Origin of the sequence: Agrobacterium sp. SOY23 (assembly GCF_027212525.1) — a bacterium.
Taxonomy (GTDB): Bacteria; Pseudomonadota; Alphaproteobacteria; order Rhizobiales; family Rhizobiaceae; genus Agrobacterium; species Agrobacterium tumefaciens_I.
In genome coordinates this window covers 698847-716597 of record NZ_JAPWDT010000003.1, presented here as the reverse complement: position 1 = coordinate 716597, position 17751 = coordinate 698847, and the positions used below count along the sequence as shown (strand labels likewise).

General features: G+C 61.7%; 15 protein-coding genes. 6 read left to right on the top strand and 9 right to left on the bottom strand.

Annotated elements, in window-relative coordinates; genetic code table 11:
* The first annotated feature begins 315 nt into the window (after positions 1–315).
* The 6 genes from O3S81_RS12055 to O3S81_RS12030 are packed head-to-tail and all read left to right on the top strand — an operon-like array spanning position 316 to position 5862.
* Entirely contained in the window at positions 316–1467 is a 1152-nt protein-coding gene (locus O3S81_RS12055) for an extracellular solute-binding protein (RefSeq protein WP_269343430.1), read from the top strand.
* Positions 1464–2348: an ABC transporter permease gene (locus O3S81_RS12050; RefSeq protein WP_269343428.1), complete on the top strand. Its 885-nt coding sequence runs from the start codon at positions 1464–1466 to the stop codon at positions 2346–2348. Before O3S81_RS12055 ends, O3S81_RS12050 begins: the two co-directional genes overlap by 4 nt.
* 1 nt (position 2349) lies before the next feature.
* Positions 2350–3174 (top strand): ABC transporter permease, encoded by an 825-nt coding sequence (locus O3S81_RS12045; RefSeq protein ID WP_269343426.1) that lies wholly within the window; start codon positions 2350–2352, stop codon positions 3172–3174.
* Positions 3175–3183: 9 nt separating this feature from the next.
* On the top strand, positions 3184–4218 hold the full coding sequence (locus O3S81_RS12040) for an ABC transporter ATP-binding protein (protein WP_269343424.1): 1035 nt from the start codon (positions 3184–3186) through the stop codon (positions 4216–4218).
* Between the two features lies 1 nt (position 4219).
* Complete coding sequence (locus O3S81_RS12035; protein ID WP_269343422.1) at positions 4220–5056, top strand: glycerophosphodiester phosphodiesterase; 837 nt, start codon at positions 4220–4222, stop codon at positions 5054–5056.
* Positions 5053–5862: an inositol monophosphatase family protein gene (locus tag O3S81_RS12030; RefSeq protein WP_269343420.1), complete on the top strand. Its 810-nt coding sequence runs from the start codon at positions 5053–5055 to the stop codon at positions 5860–5862. Before O3S81_RS12035 ends, O3S81_RS12030 begins: the two co-directional genes overlap by 4 nt.
* A gap of 30 nt (positions 5863–5892) precedes the next feature.
* Here O3S81_RS12030 and O3S81_RS12025 read toward each other — a convergent pair whose 3' ends face one another.
* The 9 genes from O3S81_RS12025 to O3S81_RS11985 all read right to left on the bottom strand — a co-directional run bounded on the left by O3S81_RS12025 (position 5893) and on the right by O3S81_RS11985 (position 17746).
* Positions 5893–7704, bottom strand: a complete 1812-nt coding sequence (locus O3S81_RS12025; RefSeq protein ID WP_269343418.1) for an ABC transporter ATP-binding protein — start codon at positions 7702–7704, stop codon at positions 5893–5895.
* A 4-nt stretch (positions 7705–7708) separates the two neighbouring features.
* Positions 7709–9493: a gamma-glutamyltransferase family protein gene (locus tag O3S81_RS12020; protein ID WP_269343417.1), complete on the bottom strand. Its 1785-nt coding sequence runs from the start codon at positions 9491–9493 to the stop codon at positions 7709–7711.
* Between the two features lie 21 nt (positions 9494–9514).
* Complete coding sequence (locus tag O3S81_RS12015; RefSeq protein ID WP_269343415.1) at positions 9515–10387, bottom strand: ABC transporter permease; 873 nt, start codon at positions 10385–10387, stop codon at positions 9515–9517.
* A 10-nt stretch (positions 10388–10397) separates the two neighbouring features.
* Entirely contained in the window at positions 10398–11345 is a 948-nt protein-coding gene (locus tag O3S81_RS12010; RefSeq protein WP_006311351.1) for an ABC transporter permease, read from the bottom strand.
* Positions 11346–11412: 67 nt separating this feature from the next.
* The gene (locus tag O3S81_RS12005; protein WP_269343407.1) at positions 11413–12921 is read right to left on the bottom strand and encodes an ABC transporter substrate-binding protein; all 1509 of its coding nucleotides are present in this window, start codon (positions 12919–12921) and stop codon (positions 11413–11415) included.
* A 79-nt stretch (positions 12922–13000) separates the two neighbouring features.
* Positions 13001–13801, bottom strand: a complete 801-nt coding sequence (locus tag O3S81_RS12000; RefSeq protein WP_269343406.1) for a FadR/GntR family transcriptional regulator — start codon at positions 13799–13801, stop codon at positions 13001–13003.
* A 136-nt stretch (positions 13802–13937) separates the two neighbouring features.
* A complete protein-coding gene (locus O3S81_RS11995; protein ID WP_269343405.1) occupies positions 13938–14804 on the bottom strand; it encodes an aldose epimerase family protein in 867 nt (288 codons plus the stop codon).
* Positions 14791–15978 carry a galactarate dehydratase gene (locus O3S81_RS11990; protein WP_269343404.1) on the bottom strand — a complete coding sequence of 396 codons (1188 nt, stop codon included), beginning with the start codon at positions 15976–15978 and terminating at the stop codon, positions 14791–14793. The genes O3S81_RS11995 and O3S81_RS11990 overlap by 14 nt, the downstream gene beginning before the upstream one ends.
* 43 nt (positions 15979–16021) lie before the next feature.
* A complete protein-coding gene (locus O3S81_RS11985; RefSeq protein ID WP_269343402.1) occupies positions 16022–17746 on the bottom strand; it encodes an ABC transporter ATP-binding protein in 1725 nt (574 codons plus the stop codon).
* Between the last annotated feature and the right edge of the window lie 5 nt (positions 17747–17751).

Below are 17751 nucleotides of genomic sequence, written 5' to 3'. Positions count from 1 at the left end.
AGACCGAATCGGATGCGCGGCCTCGATGCGGTAGCAGACGCAATATATGCGATATTCGATTTTTCTCCGCAGAAATCGCAATGAAGCCGACCCAACAATGCCGGGATCACATTCTCTTTTCCTCTTATCCGCCTGAAGGTTTGCAGCCGTGCCCGTCCGCATCGGCCGTCACGAAAGCGTTATGGAAAGGCATTAGAACCGCCGCCGACCGCCAAAAAAATGCACAGCTGTGCAACGACCGGTCAGCGCCTCTCCCACCGCTTCCAGAGGGTCAGCGCTCAGAGTTCACTCGCGCCGAAAACATCGGAGACATAGATGAAACGCCGCACCTTTATGATGTCCGCCGCAGGCGCCGCCGCCGGTCTCGCCCTCGCACCCCGCATGAGCTTTGCCGCGCCGGGCACGATCGACTGGTACACCAGCTCGGATACCAATATCCTCGATTTCTGGTCCAACACGATCAAGCCCGCTTTCGAAGCCGCCAATCCCGGCCTCAAGCTCAATCTCGTCGATGCCGGCGACGGCGCCGGCATCATCGCCATCGGTGAGCGCGCCATCGCCGCAAAACAGACCGGCACCGATCCGCAGGCCGATTATTTCGAAACGGCCGATCCGCTGCTGCCCGCCGGCGCCATCGATGCCGGCATCTATGTGAACATGGCGAAGGCCGGCCTTTCCAACTATTCGCGCGTCAACCCGCTCGCCATCCGCAGCGAATACAGCCTGCCCTATCGCGGCAGCCAGGTTCTGCTCGCTTATGACACCAGCAAGCTCAAGCCGGCGGATGCACCGAAGACCTGGGATGAACTCGTCAAATGGATCAAGGCCAATCCCGGCCAGTTCGTTTACAACCGTCCCGACAAGGGCGGCTCCGGCGGCAACTTCGTCCGCCGCGCCATCCATCAGGCCAACGGTCTCGATCCCAAGGCCTTCACGGTCGACAACTACACCCAGGAAACCGGTGACAAGGCTCTCGGCAAGGCATGGGCGCTGCTGAACGACATCGCCCCGTCGCTTTATGACAAGGGCGCATATTCCTCCGGCAACACGCAGTCGCTGCAGCTTCTTTCCCAGGGTGTCGTCACCATGACCCCGGTTTGGTCCGATCAGGTGCTGAAGGCCATCGATCAGGGCGTTCTGCCGAAGGAAACCGGCCTCGTCCAGCTTCAGGATCTGGCACTTTGTGGTGATTTCTCGCGCGCCGTTGTGCTTGCGAACGGCGCCAATCGCGACGCAGCCTTGAAGCTCGCCAATTTCGTGCTGTCGGAAGAAATTCAGGGCGCCATCCTCACCGAACTGGGCGGCTTCCCCGGCGTTTCCTGGGACCATGTATCGGCCGACCTGCGCAAGCGCTTTGCCGACATCATCCCGCAAACCATTCCGACCTTCCCGGCCGGCAAATGGGAAACCGCCATCAATGATGGCTGGTATCGCAACGTCGCCCCGAACGTCGACCGCAAGTCGTGACCGAGGTTGCGGAAGGAGCGGTCCGCCCGCTCATCGACAATACGGCAGGCAGGAGGCCAATCGGCCTCCTGCTCGTCGCCATTCCCGTTTTCCTGATGATCTGGCTCGTCATCTGGCCGGCCATCAACGCGATCGGCCGCACCGTCTGGCGCAAGGGTGCCGACGGTCAATCGAGTTTCGATCTGTCGAGCTATGTTTTCTTCTTCTCGGATCGCTACAGCCTCGACAATCTCGCCGTCACGCTCTGGACCACGCTGGTCTGCGCGGCGCTTCTGCTGGTGATCTGCCTGCCGATCGCGCTTTATCTCCGCTTTTCGCAGGGCCGTCTGCCGGCCTATGTGCAGGCGCTGGCGATCTTTCCGATGTTCGTGCCCTCCATCATCCTCGCTTTCGCCTTCATCCGCGTTCTGGGGCCGAACGGCATGGTGGATATATTGCTCAATGCGGTCCATCTGCCGAAGATCCGCACACCCTATCTCACGCCCTGGGGACCGGTGATCGGCCTTGTGTGGGACAATATTCCGCTGACCGTGCTGATCCTGCTCGCGGGGCTCGGCAGTGTCGCCAACCAGTCGGTGGAGGCCGCGCGCGACGTGGGGGCGAATGCCCTTCAGGTCTTCCGGCATATCATCCTGCCGCGCATTTCCAACTCCATCCTCGTTGCGCTGTCCTTTTCGGTGCTCGGCATTTTTTCCTCCTTCACCCTGCCCTATCTGCTCGGACCGGCATCTCCCGAAATGATCGGCCCCTTCATGCAGCGCACGCTGCGCGATGTGCAGGACCCCATTGGCGCCATGACCCAGGCCGTCATCGCTTTTGGTTTCTGCATCGCATTCGGCCTGTTCTACGTGCGCTCGGTCGCGCGCAATCAGGGGAAATGACATGACGACCCTTATCCCGGCGCGACCGCGCATGGACTGGCCCGGCATCTTCTTTGCCACGCTTCTCACACTCGTCATCGTCGGGCCGCTGCTCGTTGTAGGCACCTGGGCCTTCACCGAGGTCTGGCGTTTTCCGAACGTCATCCCGCAGCAATTCGGTTTCCGCTTCTGGGGCCAGACCCTGGGGCGCGCCGATGTCTGGAATGCCCTGATGCTGAGCCTGCAGCTGACCACGGTGGTGACCCTGCTTTCGGCGCTTATCTGCCTCCCCGCCGCCTATGCCTTTGCGCGCATGAGCTTTCCCGGCCGCAATCTCCTGTTCTTCTCGTTCCTTGCCGGCCATGCCTTCCCGAAATTCGGGCTGCTGGTGGCGATTGCCGCCATTTTCCTGCAGCTCAACCTTATCGGCACGTTCTGGGGCGTTGTCCTGATCCAGCTTGTTGGCACGCTGATGTTCATGATCTGGATTCCGGTCGCCGCCTTCCAGGCCGTCGACCGGCGCATGGAAGAAGCGGCCCGCGATGTCGGCGCGAGCCCGCTGCGGGTCTTCTGGTCCGTGACCCTGCCGCAGGCTGGGCCGACCATCGCCGCCGCCCTGCTCCTGAGCTTCGTCAGCACATTTTATGAAACCGAAGGCGCCTGGCTCATCGGCGCACCGGGCATCCGCACGATGCCGGTGCTGATGATCAGCTACATCAACAACCAGATGGTCATCCAGTATGGCGCGGTTCTTTCTGTCCTGCTCTGGGTGCCCTCCTTCATTGCCCTCATGTTCGCCCGCCGCGTCATCGGCGGCGGCGCATTCGCCCGCGGCTTCGGCGGTTAGGAAATCAGCATGTCCGTACTTCACATCCGCCAGGTCACGAAAACCTTCACCGGCGGCACCAAGGCAGTCGACAGTTTTTCGCTCGATGTCGCCGATGGCGAACTCGTCTGCCTTCTCGGCCCTTCCGGTTCGGGCAAATCGACGCTGCTGCGCATGGTCGGCGGTTTCGAGCAACCGACCGGCGGGCAGATCACCATCGACGGGGAGGACGTCACGCATCTGCCGCCGGAGCGACGACCGACCGGCATGGTGTTCCAGAGCCACGCGCTCTGGAGCCATATGAACGTCTTCAACAACCTCGCCTTCGGCCTCAAGCTGCGCCGGATACCCGCTGCCGTCATCAGGGAGAAGGTGGAGGCCGTGCTCGATCTCGTCGGGCTTTCCGGTTATGGCGAACGCGCCACCAGCCAGCTTTCCGGCGGCCAGCAGCAGCGTGTGGCGCTCGCCCGCTCGCTGGTTCTTGAGCCAAAAATCCTCCTGCTCGACGAACCCTTCGCCAGCCTTGACCAGCATCTGCGCGAACGCCTGCGGGAAGAGGTGCGCGATATCCAGCAGCGCCTTGGCATCACCACGCTGTTCGTCACCCACGGTCAGGACGAGGCGCTTTCCATGGCCGACCGCATCGTGGTGATGGCCAATGGCAAGACCGAGCAGATCGACCGGCCCAATGTCATCTATCGCGAACCGCAGACGCCTTTCGTCGCCAGCTTCATCGGCACCATGAACCTGATGGAAGGCGCGGTTTCGGACGGCAACTTCATGCGCGCCGACTTCGCCCTGCCGCTTCCCGTTTCCGACGGGCCGACCGTGCTTGCGATCCGCCCGGAAGCAATCGACCTGACGGCATCCGAAACGCCGCAGGCGCATGTGCACCGGGTCACGGACTATGGCACCCACGGCCTTGTCGATCTCGACCTTGCCGATGGCACGCGGATCAAATCCATGGTTGCCCATCCGGATCTGTTCCGGGCCGGACAGGGGGTGCGCATCATGCCCCGCGCCGTCACGGCCTATCGCGACAACCGTCCCATCTACCGGAGCTGACATGACCCAGCCGATCTTCATCGAACGCGATGGCCACAGGACGTGGCTGAAATGGCACCGCGCCCGCCGCCGCGCGGCAGACCCGGTCTTCACCGGCGAGCGCATCATCGAGGCGATGCGCCTTGGCGCAAGCATCGAAGTCGATCTCGTCATTCATGCCGACCATGGCTGCGCCGTGCTGCACGATCTCAGCCTCGAACGCGAAACCACCGGCACCGGCAGGGTACGAGACACCTCCGCCGCCACGCTGCGCCAGCTTCACCTGCGCGACAATGAAGGCCAGCCGATCGCTTCGAAGGTGATGTTGCTCGAAGACCTCTGCGCCCTGCTCGCGGAAGGCGTCGTGCATCCCGGCGCCTTGTTGCAGCTCGATTTCAAGGAAGACCGACAGGCGCTCACCCCGCAAATCGTCGCCGGCTTCGGGGCGAGCGTTTCGCCCATAGCGGGTTCGATGATCCTCTCGGGCGGCGACTTCGACGCCATCGCCATGCTGGCGGGCTCCGCCCGCGGCCTGCGCACGGGATACGATCCCTGCCATCGCAACACGCTCGCCGAGCTGCAGGCAAGTGGCAACTATCTTGGCTTCATCGATGAGGCGCTTGCCACGGCACCCGAGGCGGGGATGATCTACCTCGCTTATGACATCGTGCTTGCCGCCGAGGATGCGGGCGTCGATATCATCGCTCCGATCCATGCCGCCGACCGCCGTATCGACGCCTGGACGATCAACAGCGTCACGCCGCAATCCATTGAGGCGGTCGAGCGTCTTCTGCGGCTCAAGGTCGACCAGATCACTACCGATGACCCGGAAGGACTCGCAAAGGTTTTCACCCGATGACCATCAATTACAGCAGCATTCTCGACCATATGGTCGCCACCGCCCGCGAGGCCGGCGCATTGACGCTCGACCATTTCAGGCGCTTCCGCGATATCGAGATCGGCGTCAAGGGACCGGGGGATTTCGTTTCCGATGCCGACAGGGATTCCGAGACGCTGATCCGTGACCGCCTGCTCGGGCAATATCCCTGGGGGCTGACCGGGGAGGAATTCGCACCCGTCGACGGTTCGGACCGGGATCATCGCTGGCTGGTCGACCCGATCGACGGCACCACCAATTTCATCTACGGCCAGCACTATACCATCGCCATCGCCCTGCGCCGCGGCAATGAAACCATCTGCGGACTGGTCTATAATCCCGTCTCCGACGAGATGTTCACCGCAATCAAGGGCGACGGCGCCTATCTCAATGGCGAGCGCCTGCGGGTCAGCGCCAGCACCGATGTCGCCCTGATGTGTGTCGGCACCGGCCTGCCCACACCCAACCTGTCGCTTTATCCCGGCGCCTATCAGCGTCTCGACGATATTCGTGCGCCCATCGGCGCGGTTCGCGTGGTCGGCAGCGCCGCCAATTCCTGCGCTTACGTGGCCTGCGGCCGGCTGACCGGCTATTACGAGGAAACCGGCTTCGTCGATACGGCGGGCGGCATCCTGCTGGTTCAGGAAGCCGGCGGTATCGTCACCGACTGGTGGGGCCGCGGACCGGAGTTTTATGAGAAGACCGGCACGCTGATCGTCGCCAATGCCGCGACCCATGCCTATCTTATGGAGCACCTGCGCGGCGTTCCGCCCAAGAACCCCGCATAGCTTCGGAACATCCGCGCCGCCGCAATCGTCTCAGGCCACCTGCACCAGGTGGCCGGGCGACACGGTCCTGTAGCTTCGCGTCGGTGTTTCATATCCCATTGCCCGTATCGGGCTCTTCAGCTCGTCATTGGATATGCCGCGCCTCACCCCACGCCTTGCCGGATCCGGCACCGGCACCGCCGCCATCAGCTTTTTCGTATAGGCATGCTGCGGATTGTCGAAGACGGCGGCACGCGGGCCGATTTCCACGATCTCACCGAGATACATCACCGCGACACGGTGGCTGACACGCTCCACCACCGCCATGTCATGGGAAATGAACAGGAAGGCGAGGTTGAGGCTCTGCTGCAGGTCCAGCAGCAGGTTGCAGACCTGCGCCTTGATCGACACATCGAGCGCCGACACGCTTTCATCGGCAACGATGACCTTCGGATCGAGCGCAAGCGCGCGGGCAATCGCGATGCGCTGGCGCTGGCCGCCGGAAAATTCGTGCGGATAGCGGCTGGCCATATCGGCGGAGAGGCCGACCTTTTCCAGAAGATCGGCGGTCTTTTCCTTCGCCTGCTTCGTGCTGCCCAGCTTGTGCTTGATGAAGGGTTCAGAAATCGCCGTGCCCACCGTCATGCGCGGATTAAGCGAGGAGAACGGGTCCTGAAAGATCATCTGCACGGATTTGCGCATGGTGCGCAGGCCGACCGTATCGAGCCGCATCACATCATAGCCGTCGAGCGACACATCGCCGGAAGACGGCTCCACGAGGCGCATGATCGAGCGTCCGGTGGTGGATTTTCCGCAGCCGGATTCACCGACCAGCGACAGCGTTTCGCCCTGGAAGAGATCGAAGGAGACGTTTTCAACGGCATGAACTGCGCCCGTCTGGCGTGCCAGAAGCCCGGAGCGGATGGGAAAGCGCGTGACGAGGTTCCTGACCGAAAGAACCGGCGTCTGTCCGCTCGCAACGGTCTCGGCCACCTCCTGAGGCTCGGTTGAAAGGCCGGTCTTCATATCGAGGACAGGAAACCGCGTCGGCCATTGCCGGTCACGCATCGAGCCGAGCCTCGGCACCGCCGAAAGCAGCGCCCGCGTATAGGGGTGCTTGCCGCGCCGGAAGATGTCCTCCGTCGGCCCGGTCTCGACCGCATCACCGCGATACATCACGATCGTCCGGTCGGCGATTTCGGCCACCACACCCATGTCGTGGGTGATGAAGAGAACCGACATGCCCTCCTCTTCCTGCAGCAGTTTGATGAGATCGAGGATCTGGCCCTGAATGGTGACGTCGAGCGCCGTCGTCGGTTCGTCGGCGATGAGCAGCTTTGGCCGCGAAGCCAGCGCCATGGCGATCATCACCCGCTGGCGCATGCCGCCGGAAAACTGGTGCGGATATTCATCAAAACGGCTCGCCGCATTGGGAATGCGCACCTTTTCCAGAAGCCGCACCGTCTCCGCCCGCGCCTCCAGCTTCGAAAGCCCCTTGTGGCGAATGAGAACTTCCGAAATCTGACGGCCGATGGTGAAGATCGGATTGAGCGAGGTCATCGGCTCCTGAAAGATCATCGAGACATCGTTGCCGCGCACGCCACGCATGTCCTTTTCGGGAAGCGAAAGCAGATTGCGACCGTTGAGCAGCACTTCCCCTTCTATCCGGCTGGAGGCCGGGGCAAGCAGGCGCATCAGGGACAGCGAGGTGACCGACTTGCCGGAACCGGATTCACCGACAATGGCAACGGTTTCACCGGGCGCAACATCGAAGGAGACGTTGCGTACGACGCTTTTCCACACCCCATCGACAAGGAAGGAGGTGGTGAGGTTACGGACGGACAGGACTGGTGTTGTCTCCATGGTCTCACCGCCCCACCGCATAGGCCTGCATCAACCGCGGCGTCGCGGCGGCGCGCAGCAGGCCGTCGGCATCGCGGCGGGCGGCGGTGAGCCGCCCGACCGACCAGCCATCGGCAACCGTGACCCGGTGGCCGCGACGGCGAAGCGCCTCGAGTGTTGCCTCGCCCACCGTGCCTTCCACCGTGATTTCGCCCGGCGAACTGGTGCGTGGATAAAACGAACCCGGAAAATGCGCGGTGTGGAACAGCGGCATGTCAATGGCCGCCTGCAGGTTCTTGCCGTGATGCGCATAACGCAGGAAGAAAGGCAGCTGCCACTGGTCCTGCTGGTCGCCGCCCGGCGTGCCAAAGACCATCGAGGGCCGGCCCTGATGCAGTGCAAGCGAGGGCGTCAGCGTCGTGCGCGGGCGTTTGCCCGGCGCAAGCGAGGTCGGCAGGCCTTCCTTCAGCCAGAACATCTGGGCGCGCGAGTTGAGCGCAAAACCGAGACCCGGCACGATGGGCGAGGATTGCAGCCAGCCGCCTGACGGCGTGGTGGAAACCATGTTGCCCCAGCGGTCGATGACATCAATATGCACGGTGTCACCGCGCTTTTCCGTCAGGTGCGACATGGTCGGCTCGTAGACGGTGCCCTTGCCGCTCATCTCGGCCAGCATGGCCATGGTGTCGTCCACCTGCTTTTCGTAACCCGGCACGGTGCCGGGGCGCAGCTCCAGCGAGGCCTCGCTGCCGATCAGCGCGCGGCGTCCGGCATTATAACCTTCGGAGAGAAGATATTCGGTGGGTATCTGACCAAATTCAGGATCGCCGTAATAGACCTCGCGGTCGGCAAAGGCGAGCTTCATGGCCTCAACGATGGTGTGTATGAAATCGGGACCGGACGGGTCCATAGCCGCAATATCGAAGCCCTTCAGAAGTGCGAGCGATTGTAAGAGAACCGGGCCCTGCCCCCAGGCGGGCGTCTTGGCAATCGTCCAGTCGTGATAATCAAGTGTCTGCGGCGCTTCGACGGTTGCGCTCCACCCGGCCATATCCTGCGCCGTCAGCACGCCCTTGTGACGTGCGCCGCTGGCATCCATAACCTCCGCCGACCTTACGTAACTGTCGATAGCTTCCGCAACGAAACCCCGATAGAAGGCATCGCGTGCCGCCTCGATCTGGTTTTCGCGGCCTGTGCGCGCTTCGGCTTCGGTGATAATCCGCTGATAGGTCGCAGCCAGAACCGGGTTCCTGAAATTGGCGTGAGGCTCGGGCGCGGCACCACCCGGCAGCCATGTCTCATGGGAGGTCGGCCATTCCTTCTCGAAGAAATCGGCCAGCCCCTTGATGGTGGCGGAGACGCGCGGCAATGTCGGATGCCCCTGCTCGGCATAATAGATGGCGGGTTCCAGCACGTCGCGCACGCTCATCGTGCCATAATCGCGCAACATCAGCATCCAGCCGTCGAAGGCGCCGGGAATGACGGTGGCGAGCAGCCCGTTGCCGGGGATCAGCTTCAGCCCTTCAGCGGTGTAATGTTCAATCGTGGCGCCGCTTGGGGCCGGCCCCTGTGCGCAGATGACTTCGACCTTGTCCTTCTGCTTCGAATAAAACACGGCCGGCATATCTCCGCCCGGACCGCAGAGATGCGGCTCGACAATCTGGAGGACAAAACCGGTGGCGACAGCGGCATCAAAAGCATTGCCGCCCTTTTCGAGAATGGCCATGCCAACGGCCGAGGCGATCCAGTGCGTTGAGGTGACGACGCCGAAGGTGCCAAGGATTTCAGGGCGTGTTGTGAATTCAGTCATTCCGATATTCCTTGTAAAAAATCATGCTTCGCGCGGATCGAGCGCGTCACGCAGACCATCACCCAGAAGGTTGAAACCGATGACGACGAGGAAGATGGCGATGCCGGGCCACATCGTCATCCACGGCGCCTGGCTCAGGAAATTCTTCGCGGTGTTCAGCATCGAACCCCAGGATGGCGCCGGGGCCTGCTGTCCGAGACCGAGGAAGGAAAGGCTCGCCTCCGCGATGATGGCGGTCGCCACCGTCAGCGTCGCCTGCACGATGATGGGGGCAAAGACATTCGGCAGGATGTAACGGGTCATGATGTCGATGTGGTTGAGACCGATGGACCTTGCGCCTTCGACATAATCCTCCATCTTGACGGCCAGCACCTGCCCGCGCGTCAGCCGCACGAAGATCGGCATGGCGGAAAGGCCGATGGCTATCATCGCATTGGTGAGGCTCGGGCCGAGGAAGGCGGCGAGCGCAATCGCCATGATCAGGAAGGGCATGGCGAGCAGGGCTTCGGTGATGCGGGAGATGACCATATCCACCCAGCCGCCGAAATAACCGGAAATCAGGCCGAAGGGCACGCCGATCACCACCGCGATCATCACGGAGACGACGCCGGCCATTAGCGAGGCGCGGGCGCCATAGATCATGCGCGAGAGAATGTCGCGGCCGAGATCGTCCGTGCCGAGCCAGTGGGCAGCCGACGGCGCCTTGCGGATGGCGGACCAGCTGGTCGCAACCGGGTCGGCAATCGGCAGGATCGGTGCGGCGATGGCAAGCACGGCGAAAAACAGCACGATGACCATGCCGACAAGCGCCGATTTGTTGCGCTTCATTTTTTTCCAGGCGCGGCTTTCCTGCCGTGTCGTCGGTATGGATAGATTTTGATCGAGAACGGTCATGATATCAGCCTCAGATCGTCGCCCTGAGGCGGGGGTTGAGCAGGACATAGGCAATGTCGGCCAGAAGGTTCATGAGGATGAAGCCGACGGCGGTGCAGAGAACGATGCCCTGCACGACGGCATAGTCCCGCGTGAACACCGCATCGACCGTCATCTTGCCGAAGCCGGGAATGGTGAATATCTGCTCCGTCAGGACGGCGCCGGCCAGCAGTTCGCCGAAGAGCAGCGCCAGCAGCGTGATGACCGGCAGAAGCGCGTTGCGGAAACTGTGCGACAGGATGATTTCGCGCGGCGAAAGCCCCTTGGCGCGGGCGGTGCGGATATAATCGGAACTTAAGACCGCTACCATCGCCGAGCGGGTATGGCGCATCAGCGTTGCCGCAAGCGCGTTGCCCAGCACGAAGGCAGGCATGATCATGGTTTCGATGGAGCGAACAGGGTCGACAAAGATCGATTCATAACCGGATGCCGGTAGCCAGCCGAGCTTCACCGACACCAGCAGGATCAGCATGATACCGAGCCAGAAATTCGGGATCGACAGGCCGGAAAGCGCCACGATATTGGCCGTATAATCGATCCACGTATTCTTCTTGACGGCGGCCAGAATGCCGATGGGAATGCCGATGACCATGGCAAAGAACATCGCCATGACAGCCAGCTGAATGGTGACCGGCAGCTTCTGGCCGATCAGTTCCAGCACCGGCTGGTTGGTGCGCAGCGAAATGCCGAAATCGCCCGTCACCACTCCGCCCAGCCAGTTGAGATATTGCAGCGGCACGGGGTCGTTGAGGCGATATTTCTCGCGCAGGAATTCAATCGTCGCGGGATCACGCTCCTCGCCCGCCATGGCAAGCACCGGATCACCCGGCAGGAGTTTCTGCAGCGAGAAAACGAAGATGGAAATGATCAGAAGCGTCGGGATCGCGACCAGCAGTCGCTTGCCGATATAAACAGGCATGGCATTGCCCCCGTTTGGGTCCGGTCTTGGCGGCCGCACGGCAAACCGTGCGGCCTATGCGAAGCGATCAGTCCTTGGAAACGCCGAGAAGGCGGATCATGCCGTCAGGCGACGGCGCCCAGCCCTTGACCTTGTTGGAAATGGCATAGGCATAGGGCTGGTGGCCGAGATAGATGATCGGCATATCGTCGTTGAGGATGACGCTTGCCGCATCGTATTTTTCCTTGCGGACCGCATCTTCGGTCGAGGCGCGGGCCTCGTTCAGCAGCTTGTCGACCTCGGGATTGCAATATTTCACGTCGTTGATGCCGCCTTTGCAGGTGACGAACTGGTGCAGGTTGCCATCCGGATCGATACGTCCCGACCAGTCGGAACGGCTGAGCTGGTAGTTGCCGGCCGTCTGCTCGGACAGAAGCGTGGCAAATTCGGTCGCCTTCAGGGTGACGTTAAAGCCGGCCTCGGCCACCATGGACTGGATGACCTGCATCATCTGCGTCTGCGTGGTGTTGTTGGCGTGCTGAAGCTCGACATCGAGCGTCTCGTAACCCGCCTCCTTCATCAGTTGCTTGGCCTTGTCGATATCGCGCGGCGGCACGGCCAGGTTCTGGTCGAACCAGGGGCTTGTGGGCGGGAAAGCCTGATTGCCGGCCTTGGACGTGCCTTCGAAAACGATCTGGCCGATCGCCTCGCGGTCGATCGCATAAGAGAACGCCTGACGCAGGCGCTTGTCCTTGCCGAGCGGATTATCCGCACGCGCGCCATTGTTGATGTTGACATACATGGCCATGTAACCCGGCCCGATCACATCGGCATAGGTCAGCTTAGGGTCGTTCCTGACGGATTCCGCATCTGACGCCGAAATGCGTTCGGCGATATCGAGATCGCCGGCGCGAAGGTTCGCAAGCTTAACGGTCGTATCGGGGATCGGCAGATAGACAACCTTGTCGACGAGGACCTTGTCCTTGTCCCAATAATCAGCGAATTTCTCGAGCACGATACGGTCCTGCTGGATACGCTCGACAAATTTGAACGGCCCGGCGCAAACCGGTTTCGAACCAAAATTCGCGCCCAGTTCCTTGGCCGCTTTGGGTTCAACGATCATGCCGGCGCGGTCGGAAAGCTGCGCCAGCAGGGTAACGTCAGGCGTCTTCAGCGTGAATTTCACCTCCAGCGGTCCCGTCGCCTCAACCTTCTCGACCGAGGAGAGCTCGCTTTTGCGGCGCGATTCCGGCAGCGTCATATTGCGCTCGATGGTCGCGACCACGGCAGCCGCATCAAGCGTCTCGCCATTGTGGAACTTGACGCCATCGCGGATTTTCATGGTCAGCACCTTGCCGCCTTCGGACCATGCCCATTCGGTGGCGAGCTGGGGCACGATCTTCATGTCCTGCGAGATATCCACCAGCTTGTCGCACATCGCGGTGTAGACGATGCGGCCGACGAAAGTGCGCGATTGCGCGGGGTCGAGCACATCGGCATCGTCATTGAGGCCAATGCGCAATTCGGACGATAGCGCCGGCGAGGAGAGCAATGCGCTGGCGAGCAGCGCCGCAGTCAGTGTCTGGATTTTCTTCATGTTCGTTCCTCTGGTCTGGTTATTTTGACTTTTTGTCATTGGCCTCCCCTTTACGGGACGACAGTTTTCATCCGTGGCCTCAAGAGGCCTCGGTCAGCGAATTATCGGCCTCGGCCACATTGCCCTCCCCGGTGCCTTCCTCCAGAAAGCCGAGCGAGGTGGCGCGGATCAGCCTTTCCTGATGCATGAGAAGATGCTGGCGCATGGCTTCACCGGCGCGTGCCGGATCACGGTCGGCAATGGCTTCGACAATGGCCATATGCTGTTCGAAAGACGCCCTGCCGTTCGTGCCGCTGCGCCGGGCAAGCTCGCGGATCGACTGCCATGCATCATCCTGGCGGATGCGGTTGACGACATCGAAGATCGACAGGAAGAGCTTGTTGCCGGCGCTCTGGGCGATCTGGCGATGGAGCGAGCCATCCCATAATTCCTTGGCGTCGGCATCCGTGCTCTGGCCGGTCTTTTCGACAAGGGCGCGCATGCGCTCCACCTCGGCCGGCTTGGCGCGCATGGCCGCAAGCTGCGCCAGCTGCGGCTCGATGCGCAGGCGCACTTCCATGATTTCCATGAAATCCGTACCGGCGACCAGTTCCGTGACCTGGGCGGACCAATCGTCCGGTTTTTCACCCACAAAGGTTCCGGCCCCCTGTCGCCGCCAGATCAGACCTTCGGCTTCCAGAACCTCCAGCGCCCGGCGGATCGAACGGCGGCCAACGTTAAAACTCTCCGCAAAGGCCCGCTCCGTCGGCAAACGCCCATCCCTGTCGAGATGATTCGTCTGAATATAGTCACGCAACCGCGCTAAGGCGTAGTTGGAATTGTCGTTAGGGCCTGCTGCCACACCGCACCATTTGTCTGAACCAATCTTATATTGGTTCATTTGGTGAGAAATTTTCGCCGACGTCAAGCGCATTTTTGAGCTGCAATTTTTGACGCTCAAAATATGGGCAAACGGCGTTCTTTTGAATGTGAAGACAGGCGGCAGGGGCATGGCGCTCTCGCCTCCCTGCTCGCCCTCAAGAGCTGATGGAAAGCCGGATGCGCCCTGACAGATGCTCGCCGGGCGCGACGATCCTGACACCAAACGCTTCCCGCTGCGTCTCCGGCAGACCGAGCGCTCCGGCCGCCATGGAAACGGGCTCGAGGCAAAGATAGCGGTCCATACGGTGGACGGCCAGATGGCCGAAAACGGGATCGGCCTCGATCAGCAGTGAAAACCTGTCAAATTGGAGATGCGCATTTGACCAGTCGGTGTAATGCAGCGTGTATCCTGTCGCCACGGGAATGGCGGTGGTTTGGCGAGGGATTGCCGGCTGGCCCGTCGGCACGTTCTGCCCGTCTAGGGGATATTGCAGCGTCGCATCCGTCCGCGCGTTGCAGCCAGGTCCGGCAGCCAGATAGGGGTGCCAGCCGAGCGCCATGGGCGCGGGCACATCCGAGAGATTGGTGATCGACAGGCCAACGGTGAGGCCGCCGTCTTCAAGCAGAAAGGACTGCTCAGCGCGGAAGGAAAAAGGCCATTCTCCATCAGCCTCATAGTGGAGTACCAGCCCAACCCGATCGGAAGCCAGATCGGAAATCTCCCACGGCCGGCGGTGCGCAGGCCCATGCATGGCATCCGGCGCAAGGGCTGGATGTGGCAGCAGGTCATGGCGGATGCCCGCATGAACGAAGGAGCCACCATAAAGCCGGTTATGATAGGGAAACAGCGGATAGGCTCCGGCACGCGGCCAGTTGAACGGTTCGAAATCCTCTCCCATTGTCGGCACCAGAATATCGCCGTGGTCCGCGTGGTGCAGATGGGTCATCCTGCCGCCCCATGCGGGGCGCAGGCGGGCCGAAAATGGCCCGCAGGCAATTGCAACCGTCTCAGGCAAAGGCATAGGAGCCGTCAGGCCGTTTCGGCACCCGTCTCTGCCAATGAATGTAGCCATCCTCCTGCATGGCTTTTTCATCCATCTCGACACCCCAGCCGGGACGGTCCGGCCTCAGTTCCAGATATCCGTCCTTCGGCAGATAGGGGTCGACGACATAACGGGTTTCATCCTCGCGTTTTTCAAGATCGGTGCCGCCATAGACGTAGCATTGCCCTTTTGGCAGCCGGTATTCGAGAATACGGAAATTCTGCTGGGCAGCGGAAAAATGCACGTTGACGGCGGTGGCGAGCGGCCCCATCGGGTTATGCGGCGCGATGCTGACGAAGTGGGCTTCCGCAAGCGTGGCAATGCGGCGCATCTCCGAAATGCCGCCGACGACGCAGATATCAGGCTGGATGATATCCGCACCTTTTACCTGAAGAAGACGCAGGAACTCATTGCGATTATAGAGACTTTCACCCGTTGCTAACGTGCAGTTCAGTCCCTGTTTCAAGTCTCCCCACATCTCGATGTTTTCCGGACGCAAAGGCTCCTCGAAGAACAGCGGATCGTAAGGAGCAAGCGCGTTGCCAAGCTGGCGGGCGGCGGCGGGCTCGAAAATCTTGGCATGGGCGTCAAAGGCGATATCGTAATCGGGCCGCACGGTTTCACGCAGCGAGCGGAAATATTCGGCCGAACTGCGCACCACCTCGCCCCAGCGATGGGCGTGGATATCGAGGCGCCACGGGCTGAGCTTGAAGGCCGTGAAGCCCCAATCCTCGTTGAGACGGTCGAATTCCTCCTTCGCCGCCGGTGCGTCCGGCGCCGTGTAGACACCGGCATAGACCTTGATACGGTCGCGCACTTCGCCGCCCAGCAGCTTGTAGACCGGCACCCCCGCCGCCTTGGCGGCAAGGTCCCACAGGCAATGGTCCAGCGCCGAGATGGCCGAAAGGCCAAGCGCGCCGGGCGGAAAGCGGTTCTGTTGGAGAAGAAGATTGTAGAGATATTCAACCCGTGTCGGGTCCTGCCCGGCAAGAAAACCGTAGAGGTAATCCAGCACCGGCGGCAGGGCGAGATCGGGGCCGTGATTGTAACATTCGCCCCAGCCGGTCAAACCGTCATCGGTATCGAGAGCGACGATGACGCGGGGACGGTCCTTGTCGCGGGTGACGAATACCCGCATGCGATCGATTTTCATGCTTCAGTCTTCCTCGTGAATTGCAGAACGAACAGGCCCGGCGCTATCGCGCAACGGCGCCATTCTTGATTTCGGATGGTTCGACGTAGCGGAATCTGCGGGTGCGATCCCGGTCGCGGGGGTCGGGGCGCGGAATAGCGGAAAGAAGCGCCTGCGTGTAAGGGTGATCCGGCGCGTTGCAGACCTTTTCGGCCTCTCCCACTTCCACCAGCTTGCCGCGATACATCACGCCGACGCGGTCGCACATGTAGCGGATGACGCCGATATCGTGGCTGATGAAGATATAAGCGAGCCCCAGCTCGTCCTGCAGCCGCATGAGTAGATCCAGCACCTGGAATCGCACCGAAACATCGAGCGCCGAGGTTGCCTCATCCGCCACGATGATACGCGGCTTCAGGGTAATGGCACGGGCGATGCCGATGCGCTGGCGCTGGCCGCCGGAAAAGGCGTGCGGGTAACGCTCACGCCCGGTCGGATCCAGCCCCACCTGCTCCATCAGGGCGCAGACGCGCTCATCCAGCTCCCTGCCCCTGGCAATGCCGTTGACCAGCAACGGTTCGCCGATGACCTGCGCCACCGTCATGCGCGGATTGAGTGAGCCGAAGGGGTCCTGAAACACCATGCGCAATTCGCGCCGTGCGGCTTTCAGCTCGGCACCTTCGATTTTGGCCAGATCAACCACGCTGCCATCCGCCCGGCGATAGAGCATCGCGCCACCGGTCGGATCGTAGAGACGCATGATGGAGCGGCCCATCGTGGTCTTGCCGGAGCCGCTTTCACCGACGATGCCGAGCGTCTCGCCGGGCAGCAGCTTGATCGAGACGCCATCCAGCGCCTTCATCTCGCCGAAATGCATGGAAAGGTCGTTCACTTCGAGCACAGGCGCTGCCGCAAGATCGAGCGGAGGCCGCGCAAGCCGGATTTCCGCCTTCTGCTCCAGCTTCAGCACGGAGCCGATCAACATGCGGGTATAGGGGTCCTGCGGATTGTGGAATATCTCATCGACGGTGCCATATTCCTTGGCGACGCCGTGATGCATGACCAGCACGTCATCGGCAATCTGCGCCACCACTCCCATATCGTGGGTGATGAACAGCACGGCCATGCCATGCGCCTTTTGCAGCCGCGATATCAGGTCAAGGATTTCGGCCTGTGTCGTCACATCAAGCGCCGTCGTCGGTTCGTCGGCGATCAACAGTTGCGGTTTGCAGGCGAGCGCCATGGCGATCATCGCCCGCTGGCGCATGCCGCCCGAATATTGGAAAGCGTAACGATCCAGCGCCTTTTCTGGATTGGGGATTTCCACCTGCCGCAACAGCTCGATGGCCTCAGCCCGCGCCTGCGCCTTGCTCATCTTCAGATGCAGGCGCAGGACCTCGGTGATCTGGTCACCAACGGTGTGCACGGGTGAAAGCGACGACATCGGCTCCTGAAAGATCATCGCGATGTCAGCGCCGCGCACCGAGCGGATGGCACGGCTGCGCGGATCGAGCTTTGCCAGATCCAAAGAGGTGCCGTCGGCGCGATTGAGGATGATCGACCCGGACGCGATCCGGCCGGGGCTGTCGATGATCTGCAGGATGGAGCGGGCGGTGACGGATTTGCCGGAGCCGCTTTCGCCGACGACGCAGAGCGTCTTGCCGGGATCGATGGAAAAGGACAGATCGTTGACCGCCCGGAAAACGCCGTTCCTCACCGGAAATTCGGTGACCAGATTGCGCACTTCGAGCAGCGGCTTGGCTGGCTTCATGGAGAGAATGTCGCTCATCCGGG

Coding starts and splice junctions, on each gene's coding strand:
- O3S81_RS12055 (WP_269343430.1), top strand. CDS start 316: ATGAAACGCCGCACCTTTATGATGTCCGCCGCAGGCGCCGCCGCCGGT.
- O3S81_RS12045 (WP_269343426.1), top strand. CDS start 2,350: ATGACGACCCTTATCCCGGCGCGACCGCGCATGGACTGGCCCGGCATC.
- O3S81_RS12040 (WP_269343424.1), top strand. CDS start 3,184: ATGTCCGTACTTCACATCCGCCAGGTCACGAAAACCTTCACCGGCGGC.
- O3S81_RS12035 (WP_269343422.1), top strand. CDS start 4,220: ATGACCCAGCCGATCTTCATCGAACGCGATGGCCACAGGACGTGGCTG.
- O3S81_RS12030 (WP_269343420.1), top strand. CDS start 5,053: ATGACCATCAATTACAGCAGCATTCTCGACCATATGGTCGCCACCGCC.
- O3S81_RS12025 (WP_269343418.1), bottom strand. CDS start 7,704: ATGGAGACAACACCAGTCCTGTCCGTCCGTAACCTCACCACCTCCTTC.
- O3S81_RS12020 (WP_269343417.1), bottom strand. CDS start 9,493: ATGACTGAATTCACAACACGCCCTGAAATCCTTGGCACCTTCGGCGTC.
- O3S81_RS12015 (WP_269343415.1), bottom strand. CDS start 10,387: ATGACCGTTCTCGATCAAAATCTATCCATACCGACGACACGGCAGGAA.
- O3S81_RS12010 (WP_006311351.1), bottom strand. CDS start 11,345: ATGCCTGTTTATATCGGCAAGCGACTGCTGGTCGCGATCCCGACGCTT.
- O3S81_RS12005 (WP_269343407.1), bottom strand. CDS start 12,921: ATGAAGAAAATCCAGACACTGACTGCGGCGCTGCTCGCCAGCGCATTG.
- O3S81_RS12000 (WP_269343406.1), bottom strand. CDS start 13,801: ATGAACCAATATAAGATTGGTTCAGACAAATGGTGCGGTGTGGCAGCA.
- O3S81_RS11995 (WP_269343405.1), bottom strand. CDS start 14,804: ATGCCTTTGCCTGAGACGGTTGCAATTGCCTGCGGGCCATTTTCGGCC.
- O3S81_RS11990 (WP_269343404.1), bottom strand. CDS start 15,978: ATGAAAATCGATCGCATGCGGGTATTCGTCACCCGCGACAAGGACCGT.
- O3S81_RS11985 (WP_269343402.1), bottom strand. CDS start 17,746: ATGAGCGACATTCTCTCCATGAAGCCAGCCAAGCCGCTGCTCGAAGTG.